Source organism: Stenotrophomonas sp. PAMC25021 (assembly GCF_004795795.1).
In the GTDB taxonomy this organism is placed as follows: domain Bacteria; phylum Pseudomonadota; class Gammaproteobacteria; order Xanthomonadales; family Xanthomonadaceae; genus Stenotrophomonas; species Stenotrophomonas muris.
Window position 1 is genome coordinate 2,932,662 of the sequence record NZ_CP039255.1, and the last position, 23,684, is coordinate 2,956,345.

Below are 23,684 nucleotides of genomic sequence, written 5' to 3' on the forward strand. Positions count from 1 at the left end.
GTGACCCGCATCGCTCCGGCAGGGTACCGCCGGAGCGATCCGGTTCAGGCTCAGGCCTTGCTGTCGAGATGGCGCTGGTGCGCCTCGATCAGGATCTGCTTGGCCTCAGCGGCGCCGCCCCAACCGTCCAGCTTGACCCACTTGCCCTTCTCCAGGTCCTTGTAGTGCTCGAAGAAGTGGCCGATGCGCTCCAGCCAGTGGCTCGAGACCTGGGCGATGTCTTCGACGTGGGCGTAGCCGCTGAAGATCTTCGAGACCGGCACGGCCAGGATCTTCTCGTCGCTGCCCGCCTCATCGCTCATCTTCAGCACGCCGACCGGACGGCAGCGCACGACCGAGCCCGGCACCAGCGGCAGCGGCAGCACCACCAGCACGTCGGCCGGATCGCCGTCGCCACACAGCGTGCTCGGCACGTAGCCGTAGTTGCACGGGTAGCGCATCGGGGTGGAGAGGATGCGGTCGACGAAGATCGCGCCGGTTTCCTTGTCCACTTCGTACTTCACCGGCTCCGAGTCCTTCGGGATCTCGATGATGACGTTGATTTCTTCCGGCGGGTTCTTGCCGGGCGAGACGAGTTCCAGACCCATGGTGTGCTCCAGGTGGGGGGGATATAGACGGATAGCTCACCATTTTATGCCTTTGCCGGGCGCTGTGCAGGGGGTGGGGGGCCGACGCGCTGCCGCAGCCAGACCTGACGGACCGCACCGGCCTTGCCTGATAGGCCCGGACAGGTAGCGGGCGCACGCTGGCACCCCATCCCGAGGAGTCCCGTCATGACCTGGAAAGCTTGGTGCTGCTCTGCCTCCCTTCTGGTTTGTCTGTTGCTGCCGGCGGCGCCAGCGGGCGCCGGCCCACGATTTGTCCCGCTGGGCGAACGCCCGTGGCCGGGGCTGGCACCGGGGGATTCACCCTTTTACGATCTGGAGCGCGAACTGCTGGAGGAGTTCCGCGAGCTCTGTCCCGAATTCTTCTGCCAGGGCCTGTTCGACAACTACGCGCCGCTGCGGTTGCAGTGTGCTGTCGAGATCGCCTCGGACACCGTGAGCCAGTGCGCCTTCTACGTTGCTGCCAGCTCGCACGACGTGCATCCGCTGACGGGAGACCTCTCGGCAACCCGGTCGAGCTGGGTCTGCGAGCTGCCGCTCCCGCCTGGTTTGGGAGTGCAGACCTGGTTCGATCATATGGACGTGAGGCCAGGCCGCTCCGGCAGACTGTTCAATCCATGGCCAGGCCAGCAGTCCTCACTGTTCGAGCTGCTGCAGGAGTGCCTGCCATGAATGGTCTGCTGTTGGCGACTCTGCTGGCGGCCGCTTCGCCCGCGCTGGCGCACGGGCCCCATGTGGATCTGATCGACTTCCCGCTCAGTGAAGGCAGCTGGGATCGCTTCTTTGCGCTGCAGGGCGCCCTGGTACAGGGCTTCGACCGCGTCTGTTCAGATACGTTCTGCGAAGGGGAGTACAGCAACTACCGGGTGCTGGAGGTTCGCTGTTCGGTACTGGCGCCGCGCGGAACCGTACAGGGCTGCAGCTGGGTTATCGTGGCCAGCGAGCTCGGTATCGTGCCGCAGACCGGCCAGGTGCGGGTCGATAACGGCCGCTGGGTGTGCCAAGTGGGTTTGCGGCCAGGCGTCCCGGTCGACACCTTCTTTGCTGCGCTGCAGCAGCCTGAAGGGATTTTCAGGCCCCTGCCGGGAACTGGAACCGGTCTTTTCGATGTGCTGCCCGAGTGCCTGCGCCGTCCAGGACACCACGGGAGGGAAGCATGATGGGCGCGCTGCGGTTGGGGGTCATCTGCGGACTTCTGCTGGCAACGGGCCTCGCCCACGCCGGTCCCGCCTATGTAGACGCGCGGCTGTATCCGAATCAGGCCGAAGGCTGGCAGCGCTTTCTGGCCATCGAGCGGGCCTTGGTGCGCGGATTCGACGATATCTGCGGAGATACCTTCTGCGAAGGCGAGTACTACAACCTGCAGGCGATGCGCCTGCGTTGCTCGGTGAATCAGGATACTGGACTGCTGGCGGGTTGCATCTGGACCTTCGCCGGCAGCAACACCTCGGTACGCAGGGACGGCCACATAGAGGTGGATGTGCGCAGCTTTGCTTGTCCGCTGCCACTGGCTGCTGACACGTCGCTGGCGGCATTCCTGCACACCCTCGAGGCCGCTCCCGCCCACGATGCGATCAACGTTGCGCTGCCCGGCACTTCGGCAACTGTCTATGAGGGGTTACGCGAGTGCATTTGAGTATCGCCCTCGCCCTCGTCCACAACTGCAAGCGGGTCATACCAGCATTGGAGGGCGTGCGCGGGCCTGGGATTCCCGGCCCGCTGTCGGTCGACGCGGGCCGGATGCTTGCCCACGGCATTGCCCGGAGCACTGGGGGCTGCATGGAATCCCACCGGACCGCAGGGTGCGGTGGGCTGTGATCGGCACTATTGATCGACCGCGAGAAGGACCCCCTGGAAGTTCAGGTCGTGATCTGCATCTCCCGGACACCCGGTAGCGCCAGGTCGAACCTGGCGACACATGACCCGGCAATCATCGACCGGTTGCCGCCTTCACCGCATCTTCGTGCAGGGATTCGTTCAGCTCATCCACCACGGTGGTCCACGCCGCATCGGCCTGCAGCGATTCAGACAGGAACTGGCGCTGGGCGTCATTCCAGTACGGTGCCTCGGCCACCTCCACGCCTGCGGGCAACTGGTGCCCACGAATGAAGCCGGCGATGCCCTCGGCACTGGCATCCAGGCCCAGCTGCAGGAACAGGTTTGTCATGCGCGGTTCGGTGGTGATCATCATCGGTTTCCTGCTGGGAGAAGGGATGGTCCATTATCGGTGTTCACAGCCTTGGGGTAAGCCCTGTGGCGAACGTCCATAGCACCACCATCTCCTGGCATTTTCCCCGTGAACGTACCCCCTGCTCCTGAAGAGAGCCGCAGCCTTCGGCTCAAGGCCGCCACCCGTGACAGCCACGGCGCGCTGGACAAGCACATCATGGCCGGCGACATCTTCGCCAGTCGCAGCAATTTTTCCCGTTTCCTGCGCGTGCAGTACCGCTTTCATCACAGCATCGATGGGCTGTACGCCCATCCTGCAGTGGTCGCGCTGCTGCCCGACCTGGACGAGCGTCGTCGTCTGGCGCAGATCGCGCGTGATCTGCAGGACCTGGAGCAGAGGCTACCGGAGGTAGACAGGGTGCCATTGCCGTGCGATCTGGCGCTGCCGGCCCTCCTGGGCTGGTTGTACGTGGCCGAAGGTTCCAAACTGGGCGGAGCCGTTCTTTACAAGATGGCCGCCACGCTCGGTCTCGATCGTGGCTTCGGCGCCCGCCACTTGGCCGCGCACCCCGATGGAGCGGCAGGCCAATGGCGCAAGTTCACCGCCGTGCTGGACGCGGTGACGCTGAACGCCGAACAGGAACAGCAGGTGGTCGACGCAGCTGATGCCGCGTTCCGCAGCGTGCAAGGCTACGTCAAGCTGGAATTCGCCTGAAGCTCTGCTGCTGCGTACGGAGGGCTGTCTGGATATGGCTCCAGTCTGCCTGATGAGTCTGCTTCAATGCGGTAAACCCTGACAGGGAGTTCTGGAGTTCCTTGCTGCACGGGTTGGCGTCGAGCGCGCAGACTGGAATCCCATCCATCGTTGGAGCTTGAGATGCGAGCGGTCATCGTCGCGTTGATTTCGGGCATTGCGAGCATGTCTTTCGTCGTTGGAGCAACGGCTTCAGAGCACGGGTATGTCGATCTGGGCGCCTACTCGAAACAGACTTCGTATTTTCACGAATCTGCATGGAAAATCCGCTCCGATCTGATCAGACAGTGCGAACAGAGCGCTTGTGTGAACTGGTTGGGGCAGTACCGCCCACTTCATTTCGAGTGCTCTGCGGATACGCGAAGCGGCCTCATCGGCGCGTGTCATTGGGTGTTCGTAGCCATGCATCTTGAGTTGGATCCGCAGAGCGGCGTGGTGCATGGGACGACCACGACATCCGGATGTGAATTGCCCCTGCCCGAGAACCTGGGGGCGTTGGAGTTGGCAAGCGCGCTGTTGGATACTGATCCGCTGAACGTTCCGCTGCCGGGAATCAATCGTTCCCTGCTGAGTCTGAGCAGGGAATGCCTGCCGGGGCGCTTCGCATGACGCGCGCATACTGGGTGGTTCTTGTGGGCGGATTGATGCTGGCCTCAATGGTGCAGGCGAAGCCTATCTATGTGGACGCACGGGACTACCCCACGCAGGGTGCCGGACGCGCTGCATTTGAAGCCCTGGAAGCGAAGTGGCGCGAGGGGTTCACGATCGCGTGCATGGACGCGATCTGCGATACCGGCTACAACAACTATCTTCCTGTGCATCTGAGTTGCGCAGTGCGTGCAGACGATGGAATTTTGAAGAGCTGCCATTGGGCCATCGCGGGAAGTGCTCGGAGCATCCATCCCGGGACAGGAAGAGGGGAGTACGAGATCCGGACAGCGGTTTGTGAAATTCCCCTGGCTGCAGATACGCCGCTTGCGATCCTGCTGGCGACGGCAGCCACCAAAGATCCCTTTGATGATCCGCTGCCGGGCGCAGGGACGAGTGTCTACTCCAGCATTTCCGATTGTCTGAGCGCCAGGACTGACGACCATTGAAGGTCGTCAGTCCTGCGAAATTCACAACAGCGGCACCAGCAGCAGCGCCACGATGTTGATGATCTTGATCAGCGGATTGATCGCCGGGCCGGCGGTGTCCTTGTACGGGTCACCGACGGTATCGCCGGTCACCGCGGCCTTGTGCGCCTCGCTGCCCTTGCCGCCGAAGTGGCCGTCCTCGATGTACTTCTTGGCGTTGTCCCAGGCACCGCCGCCGGTGGTCATCGAAATGGCCACGAACAGGCCGGTCACGATGGTGCCGATCAGCAGGCCGCCCAGCGCGCGTGGCCCCAGCAGCAAGCCGACCACCACCGGCACCGCCACCGGCAGCAATGACGGCACGATCATTTCGCGGATCGCCGAGCGGGTCAGCATGTCCACCGCCTTGTCGTACTGGGGCTTGCCGGTGCCCTGCATGATGCCGGGGATCTCGCGGAACTGGCGGCGCACTTCCTCCACCACCGCACCGGCGGCGCGGCCGACCGCTTCCATCGCCATCGCACCGAACAGGTAGGGAATCAGGCCGCCGATCAGCAGGCCGATGATCACCGTGTGGTCGCTGAGATCGAAGCGGAACTCCTGGCCGGGATTGGCCGCCTGCAGGTTGTGGGTGTAGTCGGCGAACAGCACCAGTGCGGCCAGCGCCGCCGATCCGATCGCGTAGCCCTTGGTCACTGCCTTGGTGGTGTTGCCCACTGCATCCAGCGGATCGGTGATGTCGCGGATCTCCGAGGGCAGCTCGGCCATTTCGGCGATGCCACCGGCGTTGTCGGTGATCGGGCCGTAGGCATCGAGGGCGACGATCATGCCGGCCATCGACAGCATCGCAGTAGCGGCGATGGCGATGCCGTACAGGCCGCCCAGCGCGAAGGCTCCCCAGATCGCCGCACACACCGCCACCACCGGCAGCGCGGTGGACTTCATCGAAATGCCTAGGCCGGCGATGATGTTGGTGCCATGGCCGGTGGTCGAGGCCTGCGCCACGTGCTGCACCGGCTTGTACTGGGTGCCGGTGTAGTACTCGGTGATCCACACGATCAGCCCGGTCAGCACCAACCCGATCAACGCGCAGCCATACAGCGCCATCGGCCCATGCACGTTGTCGGACATCAGCCCGGTGGTGATCGGATAGAACGCAATCGCCGCCAGCACGCCGGAGACGATCACGCCCTTGTACAGCGCACCCATGATCGAGCCGCCCGGCTTCACCTTGACGAACAGCGCACCGATGATCGAGGCGATGATCGATACGCCGCCCAGCACCAGCGGGTAGAGCACCGCGTTGGCGCCGGCCTCGGCCAGCATCAGGCTGCCCAGCAGCATGGTGGCGATCACGGTCACCGCGTAGGTCTCGAACAGGTCGGCGGCCATGCCGGCGCAGTCACCGACGTTGTCACCGACGTTGTCGGCGATCACCGCCGGGTTGCGCGGATCATCTTCGGGAATACCGGCTTCGACCTTGCCGACCAGGTCGGCGCCGACGTCGGCTCCTTTGGTGAAGATGCCGCCGCCCAACCGCGCGAAGATCGAGATCAGCGACGAACCGAACGCCAGCCCGACCAGCGCGTGCAGCGCCTGCTCCATCGGCAGGCCCATGCGCAGCAGCAGTGCGTAGTAGCCTGCCACGCCCAGCAGGCCCAGCCCGACCACCAGCATGCCGGTGATCGCGCCGCCGCGGAAGGCGACGTCCATCGCCGCGCTGATGCCCTGGCGCGCCGCCTCCGCGGTGCGCACGTTGGCGCGCACCGACACGTTCATGCCGATGTAGCCGGCGGCGCCGGACAGCACCGCACCGACCGCGAAACCAATCGCGGTGTACCAGCTGAGGAACACCCCGACCAGCACGAACAGCACCATGCCGGCGATGCCGATGGTCAGGTACTGACGGTTGAGGTAGGCACGCGCACCTTCCTGGATCGCGGTGGCGATCGCAACCATGCGCTCATTGCCGGTGGGTTGGCGCAGGATCCAGCGCGCCGAGACGATTCCGAACAGGATCGCGAGAATGGCGCAGCCCAGCGCCAGTGACAGCCCGTGACGTTCCAGCATTAGACCCCTCCGCAGAATGGATGTAGGCATCCAGTGGCGATGAACGGCACCACGAGGGGGACGACGGGCTGCAGCCTGGAACCAACCCGTACCGACCTTGGTGGTCGTCCGACGTATGGCGGTGTTCAGCATTCCCTGGTGCCCGCAGTATGCGTGCCGCTGTTTGTAGAGTCGAGCCATGCTCGACTGGCCCGTGGGAGCCGCGCCGCATGACCCGTGGGCGCCCTGCCAATGAACGCGTCGACATGCGCGCGGACCCGCCGCCAGGCAAGGGCATGATTTGCGAGCCACCGGCCTTTGCACCCCGTTAAGCCAGCCTCTGCAAGCCTGCGCGGAGTCCCGATGGAGATCCCCCATGCGCCTGTCCCTGTTGATGCTCGCCGCCCTGGCCCCGGCCGTGCCGGCACTCGCTGCGGAAACCCCGGAGCTGCAGCGTGCCGTTGGCGCACCCCAGGCGGTGGGCGCGGTGCATACGCTGCGGCAGATTCCCGAGGCCTGCGCACGCCTGGAAGGTGCGTTCACTGGCGATGCCGCCGCCCCGTACCGCTTCTCCGCCGTGCGTACCAGCGAGCAGTGCCAGCCACGTGCGCGCTTCGTCGACTACACCAAGGCACAGCCGAGTGCCGACAAGGGCTGGAAGCTCAACGATGTGATCCGCGTGCCCAACGCGGCATGCCCGGCGCAGCAGGCGGTGGTGCGGGTGTGGCGCCTGCCGTCGAGCAACAAGGTCGAGCTGGATGGGCAGGGCCAGTCGCGCATCTATCTGGAAGAGGCCAAGAAGCAGGCGGCAGCCGGCCAGATTCCGCAGGTGACGATGTTCGCCGCGCAGCTGCAGATGGAAGGCAGGGCCTGCAATTGAGATGATGCGTGCGCTGCGCCCACGCAGTCGTCCACGGGTGGTAGTGCCGGCCGCTGGCCGGCATCCGGCTGATCTCACTCCGCCAGCGTCGCCCCGCGCGCCACCAGCAGCTCGCGCAACGCCCTGCGATGGCAATGCGCTTCGTCCTCGCAGTAGCAGCCCACGCTGAGGTCGCTGTGCTGCGACATCGCGGCCAGCAGGTCCAGCGCGTGCGCGGCATCGGGCGCTTTCATCTCGGCCTTGTAGTGGCGGAAGAACGCAGTCCAGTCGGCGGCGGTCTTCGCCTCATGGGCCTGTTTCACCAGCTCCGCGCTGGGTGACAGAGTCGGGAACCAGACGTCGTACCAGTCCCGTTTCGCGAATTCGCTGCGGGGCACGCCGCGCGGTGGTCGCCGCACGGTGCCGATGCGCAGGCCCTCACCGGGTTGGCGCGGGCTGCCGAGACGAACAACACGCAGTGCCATGATGACCTCCAGGCGGGGCGTCCATCATCCTGCGATGCACGTGCGCCAGGCGTGAACCGCTGGGGAAACGAAAAGGCCCGGGCGCCTGCGCACCCGGGCCTTTTCCCATGCCGGCAGCGGTCAGTTGCCGCGGCAGTCCTTCAGCCACAACACCCGACCGATCTGGTCGTAGCTGTCGACCACGCCGGTCAGCGTTACTTTCTCGCGCGGGCGCAGGGCCAGCGCATACGCGGCCTGGTTGGCTGCGAACGAGCAGGAAATGGCCACACGCTCAAAATCGATGCTGCCATCGCTGGGCAGGTCGAAGCTGGTGTTGTAGGTGCCGCCACTGCGCAGCACGGTGGTGATGCGACCGGTGATGGCGTAGGTCTTGCCCTTGTAGCGCGGCTCGACCGCGGCCGGGTTGTCCTTGTTCTGGTTGCGCAGCTGGAAGCCGAAGCGGTCGGCGGCAATGGTCACCACCGAGGCCTGCGGAGTGGCCTTGGCCGCCTGTTCGCCCGCCTTGCCTGGCTTGATCTGGTTGAGCAGCTTGCACATTTCTTCGCGCACGCCGTCGGCCGGGGCGATGGCGCCCTTGTTGACCTTCACCACCATGCCGACGGTGCCCTGGCCGCCTTCGGAGGTGGCACTGATGATCATCGGAATCGGCTTGTGGGCCATGGATTCCGGCTCTTCGATCAGCATCGAGCCGCCTTCCACGTCCTCGCTGAGGACGTCCATGTTGGCGTTCTTGGCGATCACCCGCATCTGGCCAATGGCGCTGGCCACGGTCAGGTCCGGATGGGTGACCGATGAAGTGAAGGTAGTGCCGACGAAGGGATTGCCCTTCTTCTGGAAGTTGCTTTCGCAGGTCGCAGCGAAGGCCGGCGCGGCAGCACCGCACAGCAGCGCGGCGATCAGGATCGGGTGCTTCATGGTTACAGTCCTTGTGGAATGGCAGCACGGGCCCGGGCCTTGAGGGCCGGGCAGCGTCGAATCTGGCTTGCAGCGGCCCCTTTGCCCCGGGCCGGAGCCCGATTGTGGGGCGCTTCGGCGGCCGCCGCAATGCGCCCTGTGCGCCGCACAGGACGCAGGCACACTTCAGCCCTCGAAGGCCGGCAGCTTCTGCTTCACCGCCACGTTCTTCAGTGTCACGTACTTCGGCAGGCCGTCGGTGCCATAGGGAAGCGGCGCTTCGCCCTTGATCAGCGGCGACAGGTAGGCGCGCGCCTTGGCGGTGATGCCGAAGCCATCGCGGCGGATGAAGCCGGCTGGCATCTTCTTCTCGTGGTTGGCGATCTTCGACAGCGGGGCTGCTTCGATCTTCCAGCGATAGGGCGCATCGCTGCTGCGCACGATCACCGGCATCACGCCGTTCTGGCCCTTCAGTGCCAGCTGCACGGCGGCCTTGCCGACCGCCTGTGCCTGCTCCCAGTCGGTCCTGCTGGCCAGGTGGCGGGCCGAGCGCTGCAGGTAGTCGGGCAGCGCCCAGTGCACCTTCAGGCCCAGCTGGTCCTTGACCCGTGCAGCAAGGTGCGCGGCCACGCCGCCCAGCTGCGAGTGACCGAACGAGTCCTTGCCGCCGCCTGCGTCGGCGACGAAGCGGCCATCTGCGGTCGCGATACCTTCCGACGCCACCACCACGCAGTAGCCGACGCGCTCGACCACGGCCTTCACCTTGGCCAGGAATGCGGCCTCGTCGTAGGCGCGCTCGGGCAGCAGGATGATGTGCGGTGCTTCGTCATCACCGTTGCCAGCCAGGCCGGCGGCCGCGGCCAGCCAGCCGGCGTGGCGGCCCATCGCCTCGTAGATGAAGACGCGGGTGGAGGTCTCGGCCATCGCCGCAACGTCCAGCGCCGCCTCGCGCACCGAGACGGCGGTGTACTTGGCCGCCGAGCCGAAGCCGGGGCAGGTGTCGGTCACCGCCAGATCGTTGTCGATGGTCTTGGGCACGCCAATGCAGGTCAGGTCGTAGCCGGAGGCCTTGGCCAGCTGCGAGACCTTCAGCGCGGTATCGGCCGAGTCGTTGCCGCCGTTGTAGAGGAACCAGCGCACGTCGTGCGCGCGCAGCACCTCCAGCAGGCGGTCGTAGCGGGCACGGTCGGCGTCCAGTGATTTCAGCTTGACCCGGCACGAGCCGAAGGCACCGCCCGGGGTATGGGCCAGCGCGCGGATGGCCGCGGCACTCTCCTTGCTGGTGTCGATCAGCTCCTCGCGCAGGGCGCCGAGGATGCCGTTGCGGGCGGCCAGGACCTTGATGCCCTTGGCCCGCGCCTGCTCGATCACCGCCGCCGCCGTGGCGTTGATGACGGCGGTGACACCGCCGGACTGGGCATAAAGGAGAGTACCGTTGCGCATGCTTCTACCTGCTCGGGGGAGGGGACATTGCAGGGACATTACCCGGATGCGGTAAAGTGGCGCTATTGCGGTGCAGCGATACCGGACCGTCCGGGACGCGAACCTTCTTTGTTTTCAACACGTTGGAGTCAGGTCAATGCGATTGGTTCTGTTGGGACCGCCCGGTTCGGGCAAGGGGACACAGGCGACGCGCCTGAAGGAAAAGCTGGGCATCGCCCACATTTCGACCGGTGACATGCTGCGCGCGGAAATCGCCGCCGGCACCGAGCTGGGCAAGCAGGCCAAGACGGTGATGGATGCCGGCAACCTGGTGTCGGACGACATCCTGCTGGGCATGCTGGAGTCGCGCCTGACCCAGGCTGATGTCGCCAAGGGCTTCATCCTCGATGGCTACCCGCGCAACGTGGCCCAGGCCAATGCGATGGACGGCCTGCTGGCCAAGATCGGCCAGCCGCTGGACGCCGTGGTGCAGCTGGACGTGGCCACCGAGCTGCTGGTGGATCGCATCGCCGGTCGTGCCAAGGAGCAGGGCCGCGCCGATGACAATCCGGAAGCGGTGCGCCAGCGCCTGCAGGTCTACAACGAGCAGACCGCCCCGGTGGTCGATTTCTACGCCGGCCGTGGCACCCTGGCCCGCGTCGATGGCGTCGGTGAGCTGGACGAGATCGAAGCCCGCATCCTGGCGGCGATCAAGGCCTGATCCGGCCGGGCCGGCGCGAATTGCCGGCTCCCCGGGCGCAAAAAAACACAGGCCTGGTCCGCGAGGATCAGGCCTGTGTCGTTTGACAGGCGCCAGCGAAGGGCTTGCTCAGGGCCCCGCAGCATGAGCTCCCTTGGGGATGGCCTCTTGGGGAGTAGGACCGGTTCGGGTACTGCGGCTGGCAGTTCGAATTGTGTCCGGGTTCACAGAACATCGCTATCGGGAATTCCCTGACAGCTGATTGGAGTTTTCTCACATCCCGTGTAGGGGTTGTCTTACCCGATAGCGGACATTGGCCCTATACAGCCGTCATCGGTCACAATCCTCGGTCATGAGCAGCGTACATATCCTTGCAATTGCCGGCACCTTCATGGGCGGCGTGGCCGCCCTGGCGCGGGAACTCGGGCATTCCGTCAGCGGCAGCGACCAGGCCATCTACCCGCCGATGTCGACCCAGCTCGAACAGCTGGGCATCACCCTGGACCAGGGCTACCGTGCCGACAGTGTGCCGGCCGGCACCGACGAGGTGGTGATCGGCAACGCGCTGTCGCGCGGCAATGCCGCCGTGGAAGCCGTGCTCGATGCCGGCCAGCGCTATATATCCGGCGCGCAGTGGCTGTCCGAGCAGGTGCTGCCGGGCCGCGACACGCTGGCCGTGGCCGGTACCCATGGCAAGACCACCACCACCACCATCCTCACCTGGCTGCTGGAAAGTGCAGGGCGCTCGCCCGGCTTCCTGATCGGCGGCGTCGCCGAGGATTTCGGAGTCTCCGCGCGCCTGGGCCAGGGCCGCGAGTTCGTGGTCGAAGCCGATGAGTACGACACGGCCTTCTTCGACAAGCGCAGCAAGTTCGTGCACTACCGGCCGCTGGTGGCCATCCTCAACAATCTTGAATACGACCACGCCGACATCTTCCCGGACGTGGCGGCGATCCAGCGCCAGTTCCACCACCTAGTGCGTACCGTGCCCGCACGTGGGCGGCTGATCGTCAACGGCGAGGATCAGCACCTGGCCGAAGTGCTGGCGATGGGCTGCTGGACTCCGGTCGAGCGGTTTGGTTTCGATCCGTCGCTGGAGTGGCATGCCGAGCTGCTGGCCGCCGATGGCAGCGCGTTCCGCGTGCACCATCGTGGGCAGGCGCTGGGCGACGTGCAGTGGTCGCTGCTGGGCCGCCACAACGTGCTCAACGGGCTGGCCGCGCTGGCCGCTGCGCATGCAGTGGGCGTGGCGCCGGCCACGGTGATCCCGGCGCTGGCGCGCTTCCGCAGCGTCAAGCGCCGCATGGAAGTGATCGGCAGCCATGGCGGCATCACCGTCTACGACGATTTCGCCCATCACCCCACCGCGATCGCCACCACGCTGGAGGGCCTGCGTGCCAGGGTCGGCGATGCGCGCATCGTGGTTGCGATGGAACCGCGCAGCAACTCGATGCGGTTGGGCGCACATGCGCAGGCACTGGCACCGTCGCTGGCGCTGGCTGATGAAGTGGTGTTCCTGCATCGCCCGGAACTGGCCTGGGATGCCGCTGCGGTGATCGCTGCGGTACGTGGTGACGCCCACGCGGTGCCGGATACCGACGCATTGCTGGCGCAGCTGCAGTCCAGCGTGCGCAGTGGCGACCACGTGGTGTTCATGTCCAACGGTGGCTTCGACGGCGCCCCGCGCCGCTTCCTCGCCGCGTTGCAGGCCCGATGAGCGTCGACAGCCCGCTGCCGCTGTTTCCGCTGCACACCACGCTGGTGCCGGGTGCGGCGGTGGGCCTGCGTGTTTTCGAGCGCCGCTATCTGGACCTGGTCCGCGACAGCGGCCGCAGTGGTGAGGGGTTCGGTGTCTGCCTGATCCTCGATGGCGAGGAAGTCGGCGCACCGGCGACGCCGGCGGCCTACGGTGTGCAGGTGCGCATCGAAGACTTCGATGTCGGTGCCGATGGCGTGCTGCAGCTTCGCCTGCGCGGCACCCGCCGTTTCCATGTGGAGCGTACCCGCGTGCGCGACAACGGCCTGGTGGTGGCCGACGTGCGCTGGTGCGAGGAAGACCCGGACGACGAACTGCGACCACAGCACGCGCTGCTGGCCACGGTGCTGGGGCACATCATCGAACAGGCCGGCGAGGCTTATGCGCCGTCCAACCCGGCGTTGCTGGACCAGGCCAGCTGGGTCGGCTGGCGGCTGGCCGAGCTGTTGCTGCTGAGCGAGCAGCAGCGCCTGCAGCTGCTGCAGATGGACGACCCGCACCAGCGATTGCAGCAGTTGCTGGGCTGGATGCCGTAGCAGCCTGCCTTGGGTGGGTGTGCACCTTGGTGCACACGCTGGGGCATGCGTGGAATGCCATCCACGCACGGCGTGGATCTACTGATCTACTGTAGAGCCGAGCCTATGCTCGGCTTGATGGTTCCCGCGAAGAGCAGCCGAGCATGGGCTCGGCTCTACAGTGGGTGATCGCGCACCGGTGCCGGTCAGGGCGCCGTGGTCTTCAACCGCAGCACCGGCAACCCGGTTTCGCTGTGCACATCCTCGCGCTGCGGCAGGTCCTGCACGGCGTCCTTCACTGCGTTGAGCGCCGGGTCGACGCCACGCAGCGGGTGCCACATGCCGATCCACTCGAAATGACGCTCGTAGCGCAGGGTCTGCGCACTGCCCAGCCATAGCGGCGTATTGCCCGGTTGCAACTGCGCAGGGGCTGGCCACAGGCGCAGTACGTAGCGCTCATCGCGGTGTGTACCCGGGCGCACCATCAACAGCGCTTCCACGCGCGTGTCCAGCGTGGCTGGCAGCACCGGCAGTTCGTCGGCACCCGTGTTCTTGTCCAGCATCAGCAGCGCCTCCTGCCAGCCGGCCTGTTCCTGCCGCTTCCAGCCGCGTGCTTCCAGCTGCGCCTGCAGCGGGGCCAGCGGGCCCGCCACCTGCACGTCCAGCGGCCAGCGCTGGTCGTCGTCGAACTCGTTGCGGCGCGCCGGCAGTGTCGCCCAGTCGTGCTGCCACCAGGCCTGCATGTCCATCGCCTGCGCCGCCGGCAGGGTCGGCTCGAAGCGTTCCAGCTTCACCGGAATGTGGCGCGGCGCGTACCACATCGCCGCCACGGCGAAGACACCGTAGAACAGCCACGCCACCGGCTTCACCCAGAACGAGCGGTTGAAGCGGCGGCGGTAGGCGATGCCCAGCACCAGCAGCCAGAACGTACCGAACAGCATGCCGCCGATCACATCGCTCAGCCAGTGCGCGCCCAGGTACAGGCGCGAGAAGCCGATCAGGCTGACCACGATGCCCGACACCAGGTACGGCCAGACACGGGTGCGGCCAGGCATCTCGCGGGCGATCAGCACCGCGAAGAAGCCGAAGGTGATGGTGGCCATGGTCACCGACACCGACGGGAAGCCAAAGCCACTGCTGGCATCGACCGGTCGCACCACATCCACCGTTGCGCCGAGCAGCATGGTCAACGCCAGGCCGAAGGCAAGCGCGGCCAGCCAGTGCGCGGCTGCCATCCAGCGGCGGCGCCAGATCAGGTAGCCCATCGCTGCAGCGGTGGCCGGCAACAACACCTGCCAGGCGCCCAGCGATGCCAGCGCGGCCATCGGGTAATCGGCCAGCGGATTGCGCAGCGCCAGCATGGCCTGGTGCACCAGCAGGTCGATCGCCAGCGGCTCGCCATGGGCGACCACCACGGTCAGCAGCGCGAACCAGCCCCAGCCCAGCACCAGCAGCATCAGCGCCAGCATCGCCAGCGGCACCGACTCGCGGCGCTTCGGGTCCAGCACACCGACGGTGTAGCGGCCCAGCGTCGGGTGCCGGTTGGACCAGTCCAGCAGCCGCGCCAGCCAGTTGTCCATGCGCGCGGCCGACCAGCGGTAGCCGTACAGCACGATGGCCCAGACCAGGCCGAGGATCACTGCCAGCAGGCCGACCACCACCACCAGGCGCCCTGCGACGGCGGCCACCGCGTCGTAGGCCTCGCCGAGCACCCAGCCCGGTGCCAGGAACAGCACCGCCCACGAAATGCTGGCGATGCCACTGGCCTGCATGTAGCGGCTGGCCGGCATTTTCATCATGCCGGCGATGGCCGGCACGAACGGCCGGATCGCGCCCACGTAGCGTGCTACCAGGATGCTCTTGAAAGCATTGCGGCGGAACAGGTTTTCGCCGCGGTCGAGCAGCTGCGGGTAACGGCTGAAGGGCCACACGCCACGCAGGCGGTCACCCCAGCGGCGCCCGATCCAGTAACTGATGCCATCACCGGCGAATGCGCCCAGTGCGGCTGCCGCCACCGCATACGGCCCGGAGATCTGGCCCAGCCCGATGAACACGCCCACCGCGAACAGCAGCGGCAGGGCCGGCACGATGGCGCCGAGAATGATCACCGCATCGCAGAAGGCGATGAGGAAGATAACGGCACCCGCCAGCACGGGGTGAGCGGCAATCCACGCGAGGGTGGCGTCGATCCATGAAGAGTCCATTGCCCGATTATAGGGGCGTGAAGGTGACTGGTTCCCAGCCGCTTGGTGACCGTTTGCAACGGGCGCCATCGCCTAGAATGGGCACATGCCGCATTCGTCAGACACGCCCTCGCACGCCCTGAAGGCCGACAGCTTCGGTCGCATCCTCCTTGTGGAAGGGCCGGCCGGCTCCTTTGTACGCCGTGATCTGGGCGCCACACCACTGTGGTTGCGGCTGCCGGCCTGGTGGCTGGCCCGCCGTGAAGCACGCGCACTGCGCCACATCCACGGCATGGCCGATGTGCCGCAGCTGCTGGCGTGGGATGGACGTCATCTCGACCGCAGCTTCATGGCCGGCGACGCCATGTACCAGCGTCCGCCTCGCGGTGACCTGGCCTGGTTCCGCGCCGCGCGTCGCCTGCTGCAGCAGCTGCATCGCAATGGCGTGGCCCACAACGATCTGGCCAAGGAAGCCAACTGGCTGGTCACCGACGATGGCCGCCCGGCGCTGATCGACTTCCAGCTGGCGGTGATCGGCAACCCGCGCTCGCGCTGGATGCGCCTGCTGGCCCGTGAGGACCTGCGCCACCTGCTCAAGCACAAGCGCATGTACTGCCGCGAGTCGCTCACCCCGGTGGAAAAGCGGGTGCTCAAGCGCACCTCCTGGGTGCGCGAGCTGTGGTTCGCCACCGGCAAGCCGGTCTACCGCTTCGTCACCCGCCGCATCCTGCATTGGGAAGACAACGAGGGGCAGGGGCCGAAGCCGTGAGCCGTACGCAGGTGGTGACCGGCCCGCCGAGTGCAGGCAGCATCCTGCGCCCACAGCTGGCTGGCGCCGACTTCGTGCACGCCTGCCAGGCGACGACCCGTCGTGATGGGCGCTCGGCCTTGCAGGCCTATCGCGACATGGCGGCGACCATTCCCGGCTGGTTCGATGGGCTGATGGCACTGCGCAATCGCGGCATGCGCCTGCTCGGCATGAAGCACCTGGGCTCGTTGCGTGCGGTACAGGACATCGCGCAGCCGCGTCCGGGGCAACGGCTGGGCATCTTCACCCTGCAGTCGCTGGATGACGATGCCATCGTGCTGGAAGACGACGACCGCCACCTGCGTGTGCAGCTGGCCCTGCAGTGGCAGGGCGATGTGCTGGAAGTGGCGACGGTGGTCCATACGCACAACGCGTTCGGGCGCGTGTACATGCTGCCGGTTGCACCCGTGCATCGGCTGATCGTGCCGCATCTGCTGAGGAAGCAGGTGCAGGCGTACCGGTAGATCCACGCCATGCGTGGGTGCATTAAGCAATTCAATGGCCGCGTGCAAGTGCCAGATGATTGCCGTTGACGACCCCTTCCATCTGTTCGCAGCGCTCGCCTAGAATCAGGAACGAGAGAGTCGCATGGAAGCAACGTCGCGCCGTCCTGGCGCGGCTACGCATGCGGACGCGAGGGGAAAATTGTGAAGCGAGTTGCTGCTTGGCAGTGCCGTGTTGCTACGGCACTGACGCTGTGCGTGGTCGCAGGTTCGGTCTCGGCAGTCGAGCCCTACCAGGAATACCGCAAGCTCATTGAGTCCGCCCAGAACCTGACGGCGCTGAAGGATGATCTTTTCGGCGAGAGCGTCAGCCTCTACAACGGCAAGACTGAGTTTGCCGTCACCGACGTCAGCCTGCCAGGCAACAACGCCCTGCCGGTGCAGATGCGGCGCCGGTTCAGTGTCGAGATGGACCTGGTCGGGAGTGGCAGCTTCAACGCCAGTCTCGATGGTGTGGGCGGCTGGGAGGTCGACACGCCGTACATCACCGGCATGTTCCCCGGCGCGAGCGCCTGGCTGAACAATCGTTGCAGTGGCGACATGGTGCCTCAGTGGCCCATTTCCTTCCGGCTCAACGAAGTCTGGCAGGGCAACATGATCCATGTCCCGGGTGGTGGTGATCGCACCATGTTGGGGGCCTGGAACAACACGCCGATGCCGACAGACGGCGTTGCACGCAAGTGGAGCACCTCGCATCGCGATGCCATCGACTGTATTCCAATGAAGTCGGGTCTGGCTGGCGAGGGCTATCGGGTCAGGACCACCTCGGGCGAGTCGTACTTCTTCGATACCGCGTTCACGCGCTTTGGCGGCACGCTGGAGCGCTCGGGCGGCGAAGGAGACAGGACCAAGATCGCTCGCACGCGCATCTACCTCATGGCCAGCCGTGTAGAGGACCGGTCGGGCAACTGGGTACAGTACGAGTACAACGGCAACGGTCACCCGACCCGGATCTGGTCCAGCGATGGCCGCGAGATCACGCTGGCCTACAACGGCACGCTTCTGGTGTCGGTGACTGCCGCGGGCCGTACCTGGAACTATGGCTACGGTCAGGTCGAAGGCCAGAACCGCCTCACCGCAGTTACCCAGCCCGATGGAAGCACTTGGTCCTACGCCTACTCCAGCGCGCTGCGCGCCTGGGAGAAGGTGAACTGGGACGGCAACAGCAACGAGACCTGTCAGGAGCAGCCGCCGGAGCGTGACGGTACGCTGGTCATGACCATCAAGCATCCGTCCGGTGCGATGGGTGAGTTCCAGTTTTCGAATGGTCGCCAGTACCGCAGTGGCGTCCATGCCAGCGAGTGCATCCGCCGGATCGCACAGTCGGCGTACTACTACGAAATCGTCACCCCGTTTTTCTACGACGTAGTCTCGCTGAGAGCCAAGAAGATCTGGGGACCGGGCCTGCCGAAGGTGCTGCAGTGGAGCTATGACTATGGCAGCGGCTACGAGCCGCTCTGGGGCGGCGTGGGCGGTGCAGCCATCTACCCCTGCACGACCTGCAAGAAGGAAAAGCAGGTCACGATCTCAAATCCCGACGGAACCCGCACGGCCTACCGCTATGGCTCGCAGTACGCGCTGAATGAAGGGCGGCTGCTGGGTAGCAGCGTCATTGACGCGGCCGGGAATGTGGTCAAGAGCAGCACCTCGGTCTACATGACCGAAGACGAAGTGAAATCACAGCCATTCGCCCCGCTTCACGGGATGATCTACAGTGGCGACGAGCCGAGCACAGCTCAGGTGCGGCCGGTCGTGGCCGAGGCCATCCAGCAGGATGGCGTGACCTACCAGACCAGCATATTGTTGTTCGATGATCTGGCTCGCCCGTTGCGTGTCAATAGCGCCAGTCCTTTGGGCAGCCGCACCGATGCCACTCAGTATGCGGACGACCGAAGTAGATGGATTCTGGGCGCGACCGCGAAGGTCACCAACGAGAATACCGGCGTGGTGGTCGAGCAGACGACGTTCGATGGCCTGATGCGCCCCACGGAAGTGCGTTCGTACGGGTTGTTGAAGCAGGTACTGGGCTACAACCCTGACGGAACCGTGGCCATGGTGGATGACGGTCGTGGCAATCGCACTACGCTTTCCGGCTGGAAGCGCGGCACGCCACAGCAGATCCAGTTTGCCGACGGCGCTGTGCAGTCGGCGGTGGTGGACGACAATGGCTGGGTCAGCAGCGTTACCGATGAGAACGGTGCAACCACCCAGTACGGCTATGACGCAATGGGACGCATGGCCACCATCGACTGGCCGGCGGGCGACAGTGTGGCTTGGGCACGTACGACACAGAGTTTCACCGCCATCAACGGCGACGAGTACGGTATCGGAGCGGGTCATTGGCGGCAGACCGTCGCAACCGGAAACGCGCGGCGCAACGTCTATTTCGATGCCTTCTGGCGTCCGCTGCTGACTGAGGAATATGACGAGTCCTCGCGTGGCGTGACCCAGCGCTACCAGAGGTTTGCCTACGACGAAGCGGGTCGGCAGGTGTTCGCCTCGCACCCTGGCGAGTCTGCTGTGCTGAGTACAGGTACATGGACCGGCTACGACGCGCTGGGGCGACAGACCTCGGTGTCCGTCGACAGCGAGGCCGGTCTGCTGACATCGCTGACCAGTTATCTGGCGGGTGGCGGCTTGAAAGTGGTCGACCCCAAGGGCAATACGACGCTGACCACTTTCCAGGCGTTCGGTGCGCCGTCGACGGAATCCCCGGTGTCGATCATTCACCCGGCGGGCGCGTTCACCGATATCGATCGCGACATCTTCGGCAAGCCGCGCTCGATCGTGCGCCGCAACCAGGACGGCAGCGCCCGGATTGCCCGCAATTATGTGTATGACGGTCATCAGCAGCTCTGCAAGAGTGTGGAGCCGGAGACCGGCGCAACGCTGATGGGTTACGACGCAGCGGGCAATCTTGCCTGGAGCGCAGCTGGCCTGGACCTTTCCAGCACCACGGCATGCGACGCTGATGCTGGACCGGTTGCGGCCCGCAGGATCGTTCGTGGCTACGATGCGCGCAATCGGCTGTCGACACTTGCGTTCCCGGATGGGAATGGCAACCAGGGCTGGACGTATACAAGGGACGGCAAGCCGGCCACGGTGACCACGGCAAACGATGCGGGGACGACGCAGGCGATCAACACCTATACCTACAACAAGCGTGGGTTGTTGACGGCCGAAACCTCCAGTGACAGTACCCTCGGCATCCAGTCGCTGGGATATGCCTACAACGCCAATGGCGCACTTTCAGGCCTGACCTATCCGAGTGGGCGCTTCGTTGACTATGCGCCCAACGCGCTGGGCCAGCCGACCAAGGCGGGAGGCTACGCCTCAGGGGTGACTTACTACGCCAATGGGGGCATGAAGCAATTCACCTATGGCAATGGCATCGTGCACACGATGGCGCAGAACCAGCGCCAGTTGCCTACCCGGGTGGTCGACAGTGCCGGAGCGCTGGACACGACCTATGAGTACGACGCCAATGGCAACGTCGCGCGTATCGTCGACAATCTGGACGGGCAGCGCACGCGCACCATGGCCTACGACGGACTGGATCGTCTGATTCAGGCCACCTCGCCTTCGTTTGGCGGAGATGGCGTGTACCGCTACACCTACGATGCTGTGGACAACCTGCGTTCGGCCGCGCTGACCGGTGTCAAGGATCACGTCTATTGGTACGACACCCATAACCGGCTTACCAACGTACAGAACAGTGGAGGCGCCACCACTCTGGGCTTGAGCTACGACGCACAGGGCAACCTCTCCAGCCGCAACGGCGTCGGCTACAGCTTCGACTTCGGCAATCGCCTGCGCAGTGTGGCCAGCGCGGAGCGATACCGATACGACGCACATGGCCGGCGCATCCTGTCGGCGGGCGCCAATGACGGTGCCACCATTCGATCGCTGTACGGCAACGACGGTGTGCTGCGCCGGCAGGAAAATGCCCGGGAGGGCCGCAATACCGAGTACATCCACCTCAATGGCAGCCTGGTGGCGCAGGCCATCCAGGTCGTCGCGCCGGTTACGCCGGTCCTGACCGCGCCCGCGTTCAGCAACAACGGTGCCTATGCACTGCAGTGGACGGCGGTGTCTTACGCCAGCCGTTATGAACTGCGAGAGCAGGCAGCTGGCGGAGCTTGGGCCACGATCTACAACGGCGCCGAACGTAGCTGGAACACGTCCGCGAAGGCGGAAGGAACGTTTGGCTATGCTGTCCGCGCTTGCCAACAGGACAGCTGCAGTGGCTGGTCGGCGACGGCCAGTGTCGTGGTGCAGCGTCCTCCTGCGGCAAAGGCTGCTGTAAGCGCGCCCGCAACGGCATTCAATGGCAGCTACAGCATTACTTGGACGGAAGCGGCGGGCGCGGCAACCTATCGCCTGCAGGAGCAGGTGGGAGCGGGCGCCTGGCAGACGGTGCAGGAGAGCGCGGCGCGCAGTCTCGCGGTCTCCGGCAAGCCGGCCGGGACGTATGGGTACCGGGTCTTTGGCTGTAACCCAGCGGGCTGTGGTCCTGAATCAGATGTTGCCCGGACCCAGGTGATCTATCCGCCTGCAGCGGCACCTTCGCTCAACGTGCCGGGGCAGAGTCTCGATGGCAACTATACGATTGCGTGGAGCAGCGTCGACGGCGCATTGCGCTATGCACTGGAGGAGAGCTTCAACAATGGTGCATGGGCACAGGTTGCCTCACTGGCCAGCACCAGTCAGGCATTCGGTGGCAAGGGGACCGGCAACTATGCCTACCGCGTCCGGGCCGGCAACGATGCGGGGTGGGGCGTGTACTCGGCGACGAGTGTTGTTTCAGTGATCCGGCCACCGGCACCGCCCAGCCTGAGTGCGCCCGCAGGAACCTCGTCGGGCAGTGTCACGTTGAATTGGACGGGCGTTGCCATGGCGGCCAGCTACCTGCTGGATGAGAGTGTCAATGGCGGAACCTGGACGGCGGTCCAGAACGACGGTTCGACCCAGTCGCAGCGCAATGGTCTGGTGTTCGGCAACTACGCCTATCGCGTAAGGGCATGCAACATCTCTGGCTGCAGTGACTTCTCCAACACGGTGGTCGTCGCTTCCAATCCGCCCCCGGGTACGCCGCAGTTCATTCATTCCATCAAGTCGCAATGGAAGGAAGGGCGCGCCACCAAAATCTCCTGCGAGGTGAAGTGGACCAGCATGCCGGGTGCAACCAACTACGAGATGATGGCCTACGGCGGACGGCTCGAGTATTCCGGTCCGGAGAGCTCAATCGAAGCTCAGGGCGCGGTCTACTGCGCGGAAGTACAGATTGTGCGCGCCTGCAATGCCAGCGGTTGTTCAGCCTGGTCCAACCCGTATCCGCAGAGCGTTGTGGATTACGGCGACCTGACCAACCCTCGGTGACCTGAAAATGAAGATCAAGAAAATTCTGGTTGGTGTCGCTGTTCTGTTGGGACTGTTGCTGGGCACAGTGAGTGTTTCGGCGCAGGAGATCGTCCAGTATGTGCATACCGACGCGCTGGGTTCCCCGGTTGCCATCTCTGATGCCAACGGCGCGATCGTCGAGCGCACCGTTTATGAGCCCTATGGTGCGACCGTAGGTGATGCGAAGGGGGATCGCCCGGGATTCACCGGGCATGTGTCGGACTCGGCGACGGGTCTGACGTACATGCAGCAGCGGTACTACGATCCGTTGGTCGGGATATTCCTATCGACAGATCCGGTCGACGTGGGCTTGGACAACGGAGCCCTATTTAATCGATACATGTATTCGGCACTGAACCCCTATACTTTCGTTGATCCAGATGGCCGCTGCACTGGCTCTAGAATCACGAATAGTGACGGTACTTGTAAGAGTACCGGTGGGAACACGACGGCCACTGGGCCGACATCATCTGACTCCGCGATTCCGAGGGCGCCATCCTCTGGCTCATCTCCGAGCGTGGCATCTGGCGGAGAATCAAACTCCAACTGGCAAGAGATAAAGTCGCGTCTTGGCTTGTCGGGAGATTTGACAAAGAATGGAAACATCTTTGACGTCGGTGCCCTTTTTCATGATATCGCGATACCCGCAATGTACTCGCGGGGCGGCGGAGGGCTGGCTTCTGTTCCTGCTGCAATTCCAATGCTTGCTCGATTCAATTTTGCGGTACGAGCAGAGCATGTATTTAGAAGCGCCGCAGGGCATGTGAATCCCACTACGGTTGCTTCACAAATGAGATTTGTTGGTCTTTTCCAGCGTGTCAGCTCAAACCCGGCGAACCTAAGGGTGGATGCGGTTGCCGCGCGGCTAATGACGCAAGATGCAGCCTCTGCCGGTGTCAGTACGTACACTCAGACGATGAGGGGAGGGGCGCAGGTTTGGGTTCATGTGCGGAATGGTGAGATAGTCAACGCAGGTGTTAATGCCGCGGGAAAGGTAAGATGATGATTGATTCTGATGAATTGACTGATGTGGCGAAAACTCTTGCCTGGTACAAGAGTAATTTCTTCGAGGGCTGTGAAGAGAGCTTTGTTGCGGATTTTATGGTTTTTTGTTGGCAGGCGGTTGATCCCGGTCGCGTTGCTTCGCTGGATTTAGATGATGAAACTGTAGATGCATGCGCCGACATGCTCTCTGAGTTGAAGCTCTTTGTTGATGAGAGATGCGGGGAATGGGGGGCGCCTGCTTTCTGGAGGCGCTATATCGATTGGGCGGACTACGCCGCAGATTTTCCGCTTGATGAGTGCAAGCGGTTTATGCGAGAGACTGTTGGTTATCTTGAGCCTTCATTTTTCGTATTTACGACCACCGGCGGCACTGAGATGAGGTCCGAAGCAATGACGATTTTTGCCGAATACTCGCAGTCCCGCAAGGCGCGGGCTGCCTATGTTCGATCGGTAATTGAAAGTCGGCTGACGACTGACTCCTTCTATCAGCGATCCCGTTGA

Annotated in this window: 22 protein-coding genes; 15 read left to right on the forward strand and 7 right to left on the reverse strand. The window is 64.7% G+C overall.

Translation table 11 applies throughout. The annotated features are described in order from the left end of the window. Window positions 1-50: 50 nt before the first annotated feature. The gene (gene ppa / locus E5790_RS13700; RefSeq protein WP_005410935.1) at window positions 51-587 is read right to left on the reverse strand and encodes an inorganic diphosphatase; all 537 of its coding nucleotides are present in this window, start codon (window positions 585-587) and stop codon (window positions 51-53) included. A gap of 186 nt (window positions 588-773) precedes the next feature. On the opposite strand from ppa, the gene E5790_RS13705 reads away from it, so the two are divergent. From E5790_RS13705 to E5790_RS13715, 3 genes are read left to right on the forward strand one after another with little or no spacing between them, the layout of a single operon-like run. Beyond that, window positions 774-1,277 carry a hypothetical protein gene (locus E5790_RS13705; RefSeq protein ID WP_049440579.1) on the forward strand — a complete coding sequence of 168 codons (504 nt, stop codon included), beginning with the start codon at window positions 774-776 and terminating at the stop codon, window positions 1,275-1,277. After that, window positions 1,274-1,765, forward strand: coding sequence for a hypothetical protein (locus tag E5790_RS13710; protein WP_049440578.1), 492 nt, complete (start codon window positions 1,274-1,276; stop codon window positions 1,763-1,765). The genes E5790_RS13705 and E5790_RS13710 overlap by 4 nt, the downstream gene beginning before the upstream one ends. After that, window positions 1,762-2,241, forward strand: a complete 480-nt coding sequence (locus E5790_RS13715) for a hypothetical protein (RefSeq protein ID WP_049440576.1) — start codon at window positions 1,762-1,764, stop codon at window positions 2,239-2,241. The genes E5790_RS13710 and E5790_RS13715 overlap by 4 nt, the downstream gene beginning before the upstream one ends. Window positions 2,242-2,535: 294 nt before the next feature. On the opposite strand, the gene E5790_RS13720 is transcribed toward E5790_RS13715, so the two are convergent. Beyond that, complete coding sequence (locus E5790_RS13720; RefSeq protein WP_049440608.1) at window positions 2,536-2,793, reverse strand: DUF2789 domain-containing protein; 258 nt, start codon at window positions 2,791-2,793, stop codon at window positions 2,536-2,538. A gap of 108 nt (window positions 2,794-2,901) precedes the next feature. On the opposite strand from E5790_RS13720, the gene E5790_RS13725 reads away from it, so the two are divergent. The 3 genes from E5790_RS13725 to E5790_RS13735 all read left to right on the forward strand — a co-directional run bounded on the left by E5790_RS13725 (window position 2,902) and on the right by E5790_RS13735 (window position 4,625). Next, entirely contained in the window at window positions 2,902-3,489 is a 588-nt protein-coding gene (locus E5790_RS13725) for a biliverdin-producing heme oxygenase (RefSeq protein WP_111206098.1), read from the forward strand. Between the two features lie 162 nt (window positions 3,490-3,651). Next, window positions 3,652-4,137: a hypothetical protein gene (locus E5790_RS13730; protein WP_136191766.1), complete on the forward strand. Its 486-nt coding sequence runs from the start codon at window positions 3,652-3,654 to the stop codon at window positions 4,135-4,137. Further along, window positions 4,134-4,625 (forward strand): hypothetical protein, encoded by a 492-nt coding sequence (locus tag E5790_RS13735; protein WP_136191767.1) that lies wholly within the window; start codon window positions 4,134-4,136, stop codon window positions 4,623-4,625. Before E5790_RS13730 ends, E5790_RS13735 begins: the two co-directional genes overlap by 4 nt. Window positions 4,626-4,646: 21 nt before the next feature. On the opposite strand, the gene E5790_RS13740 is transcribed toward E5790_RS13735, so the two are convergent. Next, entirely contained in the window at window positions 4,647-6,674 is a 2,028-nt protein-coding gene (locus E5790_RS13740; RefSeq protein ID WP_111206096.1) for a sodium-translocating pyrophosphatase, read from the reverse strand. Between the two features lie 355 nt (window positions 6,675-7,029). Here E5790_RS13740 and E5790_RS13745 point away from each other — a divergent pair, with 355 nt between their 5' ends. Beyond that, window positions 7,030-7,533, forward strand: coding sequence for a hypothetical protein (locus E5790_RS13745; RefSeq protein WP_111206095.1), 504 nt, complete (start codon window positions 7,030-7,032; stop codon window positions 7,531-7,533). A gap of 74 nt (window positions 7,534-7,607) precedes the next feature. On the opposite strand, the gene E5790_RS13750 is transcribed toward E5790_RS13745, so the two are convergent. The 3 genes from E5790_RS13750 to E5790_RS13760 all read right to left on the reverse strand — a co-directional run bounded on the left by E5790_RS13750 (window position 7,608) and on the right by E5790_RS13760 (window position 10,334). Beyond that, window positions 7,608-7,997 carry a DUF488 family protein gene (locus tag E5790_RS13750; RefSeq protein ID WP_014648313.1) on the reverse strand — a complete coding sequence of 130 codons (390 nt, stop codon included), beginning with the start codon at window positions 7,995-7,997 and terminating at the stop codon, window positions 7,608-7,610. Window positions 7,998-8,117: 120 nt separating this feature from the next. Continuing rightward, the gene (locus tag E5790_RS13755) at window positions 8,118-8,912 is read right to left on the reverse strand and encodes a hypothetical protein (protein ID WP_046432358.1); all 795 of its coding nucleotides are present in this window, start codon (window positions 8,910-8,912) and stop codon (window positions 8,118-8,120) included. A gap of 165 nt (window positions 8,913-9,077) precedes the next feature. Further along, complete coding sequence (locus E5790_RS13760) at window positions 9,078-10,334, reverse strand: 6-phosphofructokinase (RefSeq protein ID WP_014648312.1); 1,257 nt, start codon at window positions 10,332-10,334, stop codon at window positions 9,078-9,080. 136 nt (window positions 10,335-10,470) lie between these two features. Between E5790_RS13760 and E5790_RS13765 the strand changes: the two genes are divergently transcribed. The 3 genes from E5790_RS13765 (at window position 10,471) to E5790_RS13775 (ending at window position 13,305) form a co-directional block, all read left to right on the forward strand. After that, entirely contained in the window at window positions 10,471-11,034 is a 564-nt protein-coding gene (locus E5790_RS13765; RefSeq protein WP_032956019.1) for an adenylate kinase, read from the forward strand. A 331-nt stretch (window positions 11,035-11,365) separates the two neighbouring features. After that, window positions 11,366-12,730 carry a UDP-N-acetylmuramate:L-alanyl-gamma-D-glutamyl-meso-diaminopimelate ligase gene (gene mpl / locus E5790_RS13770; protein ID WP_049440504.1) on the forward strand — a complete coding sequence of 455 codons (1,365 nt, stop codon included), beginning with the start codon at window positions 11,366-11,368 and terminating at the stop codon, window positions 12,728-12,730. After that, window positions 12,727-13,305: an LON peptidase substrate-binding domain-containing protein gene (locus E5790_RS13775; RefSeq protein WP_111206094.1), complete on the forward strand. Its 579-nt coding sequence runs from the start codon at window positions 12,727-12,729 to the stop codon at window positions 13,303-13,305. The genes mpl and E5790_RS13775 overlap by 4 nt, the downstream gene beginning before the upstream one ends. 185 nt (window positions 13,306-13,490) lie before the next feature. On the opposite strand, the gene E5790_RS13780 is transcribed toward E5790_RS13775, so the two are convergent. Further along, window positions 13,491-15,488, reverse strand: a complete 1,998-nt coding sequence (locus E5790_RS13780; RefSeq protein ID WP_046432354.1) for a bifunctional DedA family/phosphatase PAP2 family protein — start codon at window positions 15,486-15,488, stop codon at window positions 13,491-13,493. 85 nt (window positions 15,489-15,573) lie between these two features. Between E5790_RS13780 and E5790_RS13785 the strand changes: the two genes are divergently transcribed. The 5 genes from E5790_RS13785 (at window position 15,574) to E5790_RS13805 (ending at window position 23,684) form a co-directional block, all read left to right on the forward strand. Further along, entirely contained in the window at window positions 15,574-16,236 is a 663-nt protein-coding gene (locus E5790_RS13785; protein ID WP_014648307.1) for a serine/threonine-protein kinase, read from the forward strand. After that, a complete protein-coding gene (locus tag E5790_RS13790) occupies window positions 16,233-16,739 on the forward strand; it encodes a DUF2867 domain-containing protein (protein WP_041863783.1) in 507 nt (168 codons plus the stop codon). Before E5790_RS13785 ends, E5790_RS13790 begins: the two co-directional genes overlap by 4 nt. A gap of 183 nt (window positions 16,740-16,922) precedes the next feature. After that, window positions 16,923-22,157 (forward strand): RHS repeat domain-containing protein, encoded by a 5,235-nt coding sequence (locus E5790_RS13795; RefSeq protein ID WP_136191768.1) that lies wholly within the window; start codon window positions 16,923-16,925, stop codon window positions 22,155-22,157. 7 nt (window positions 22,158-22,164) lie between these two features. After that, the gene (locus E5790_RS13800; RefSeq protein WP_080053011.1) at window positions 22,165-23,181 is read left to right on the forward strand and encodes an RHS repeat-associated core domain-containing protein; all 1,017 of its coding nucleotides are present in this window, start codon (window positions 22,165-22,167) and stop codon (window positions 23,179-23,181) included. Continuing rightward, window positions 23,178-23,684, forward strand: a complete 507-nt coding sequence (locus E5790_RS13805; protein WP_041863781.1) for a hypothetical protein — start codon at window positions 23,178-23,180, stop codon at window positions 23,682-23,684. The genes E5790_RS13800 and E5790_RS13805 overlap by 4 nt, the downstream gene beginning before the upstream one ends.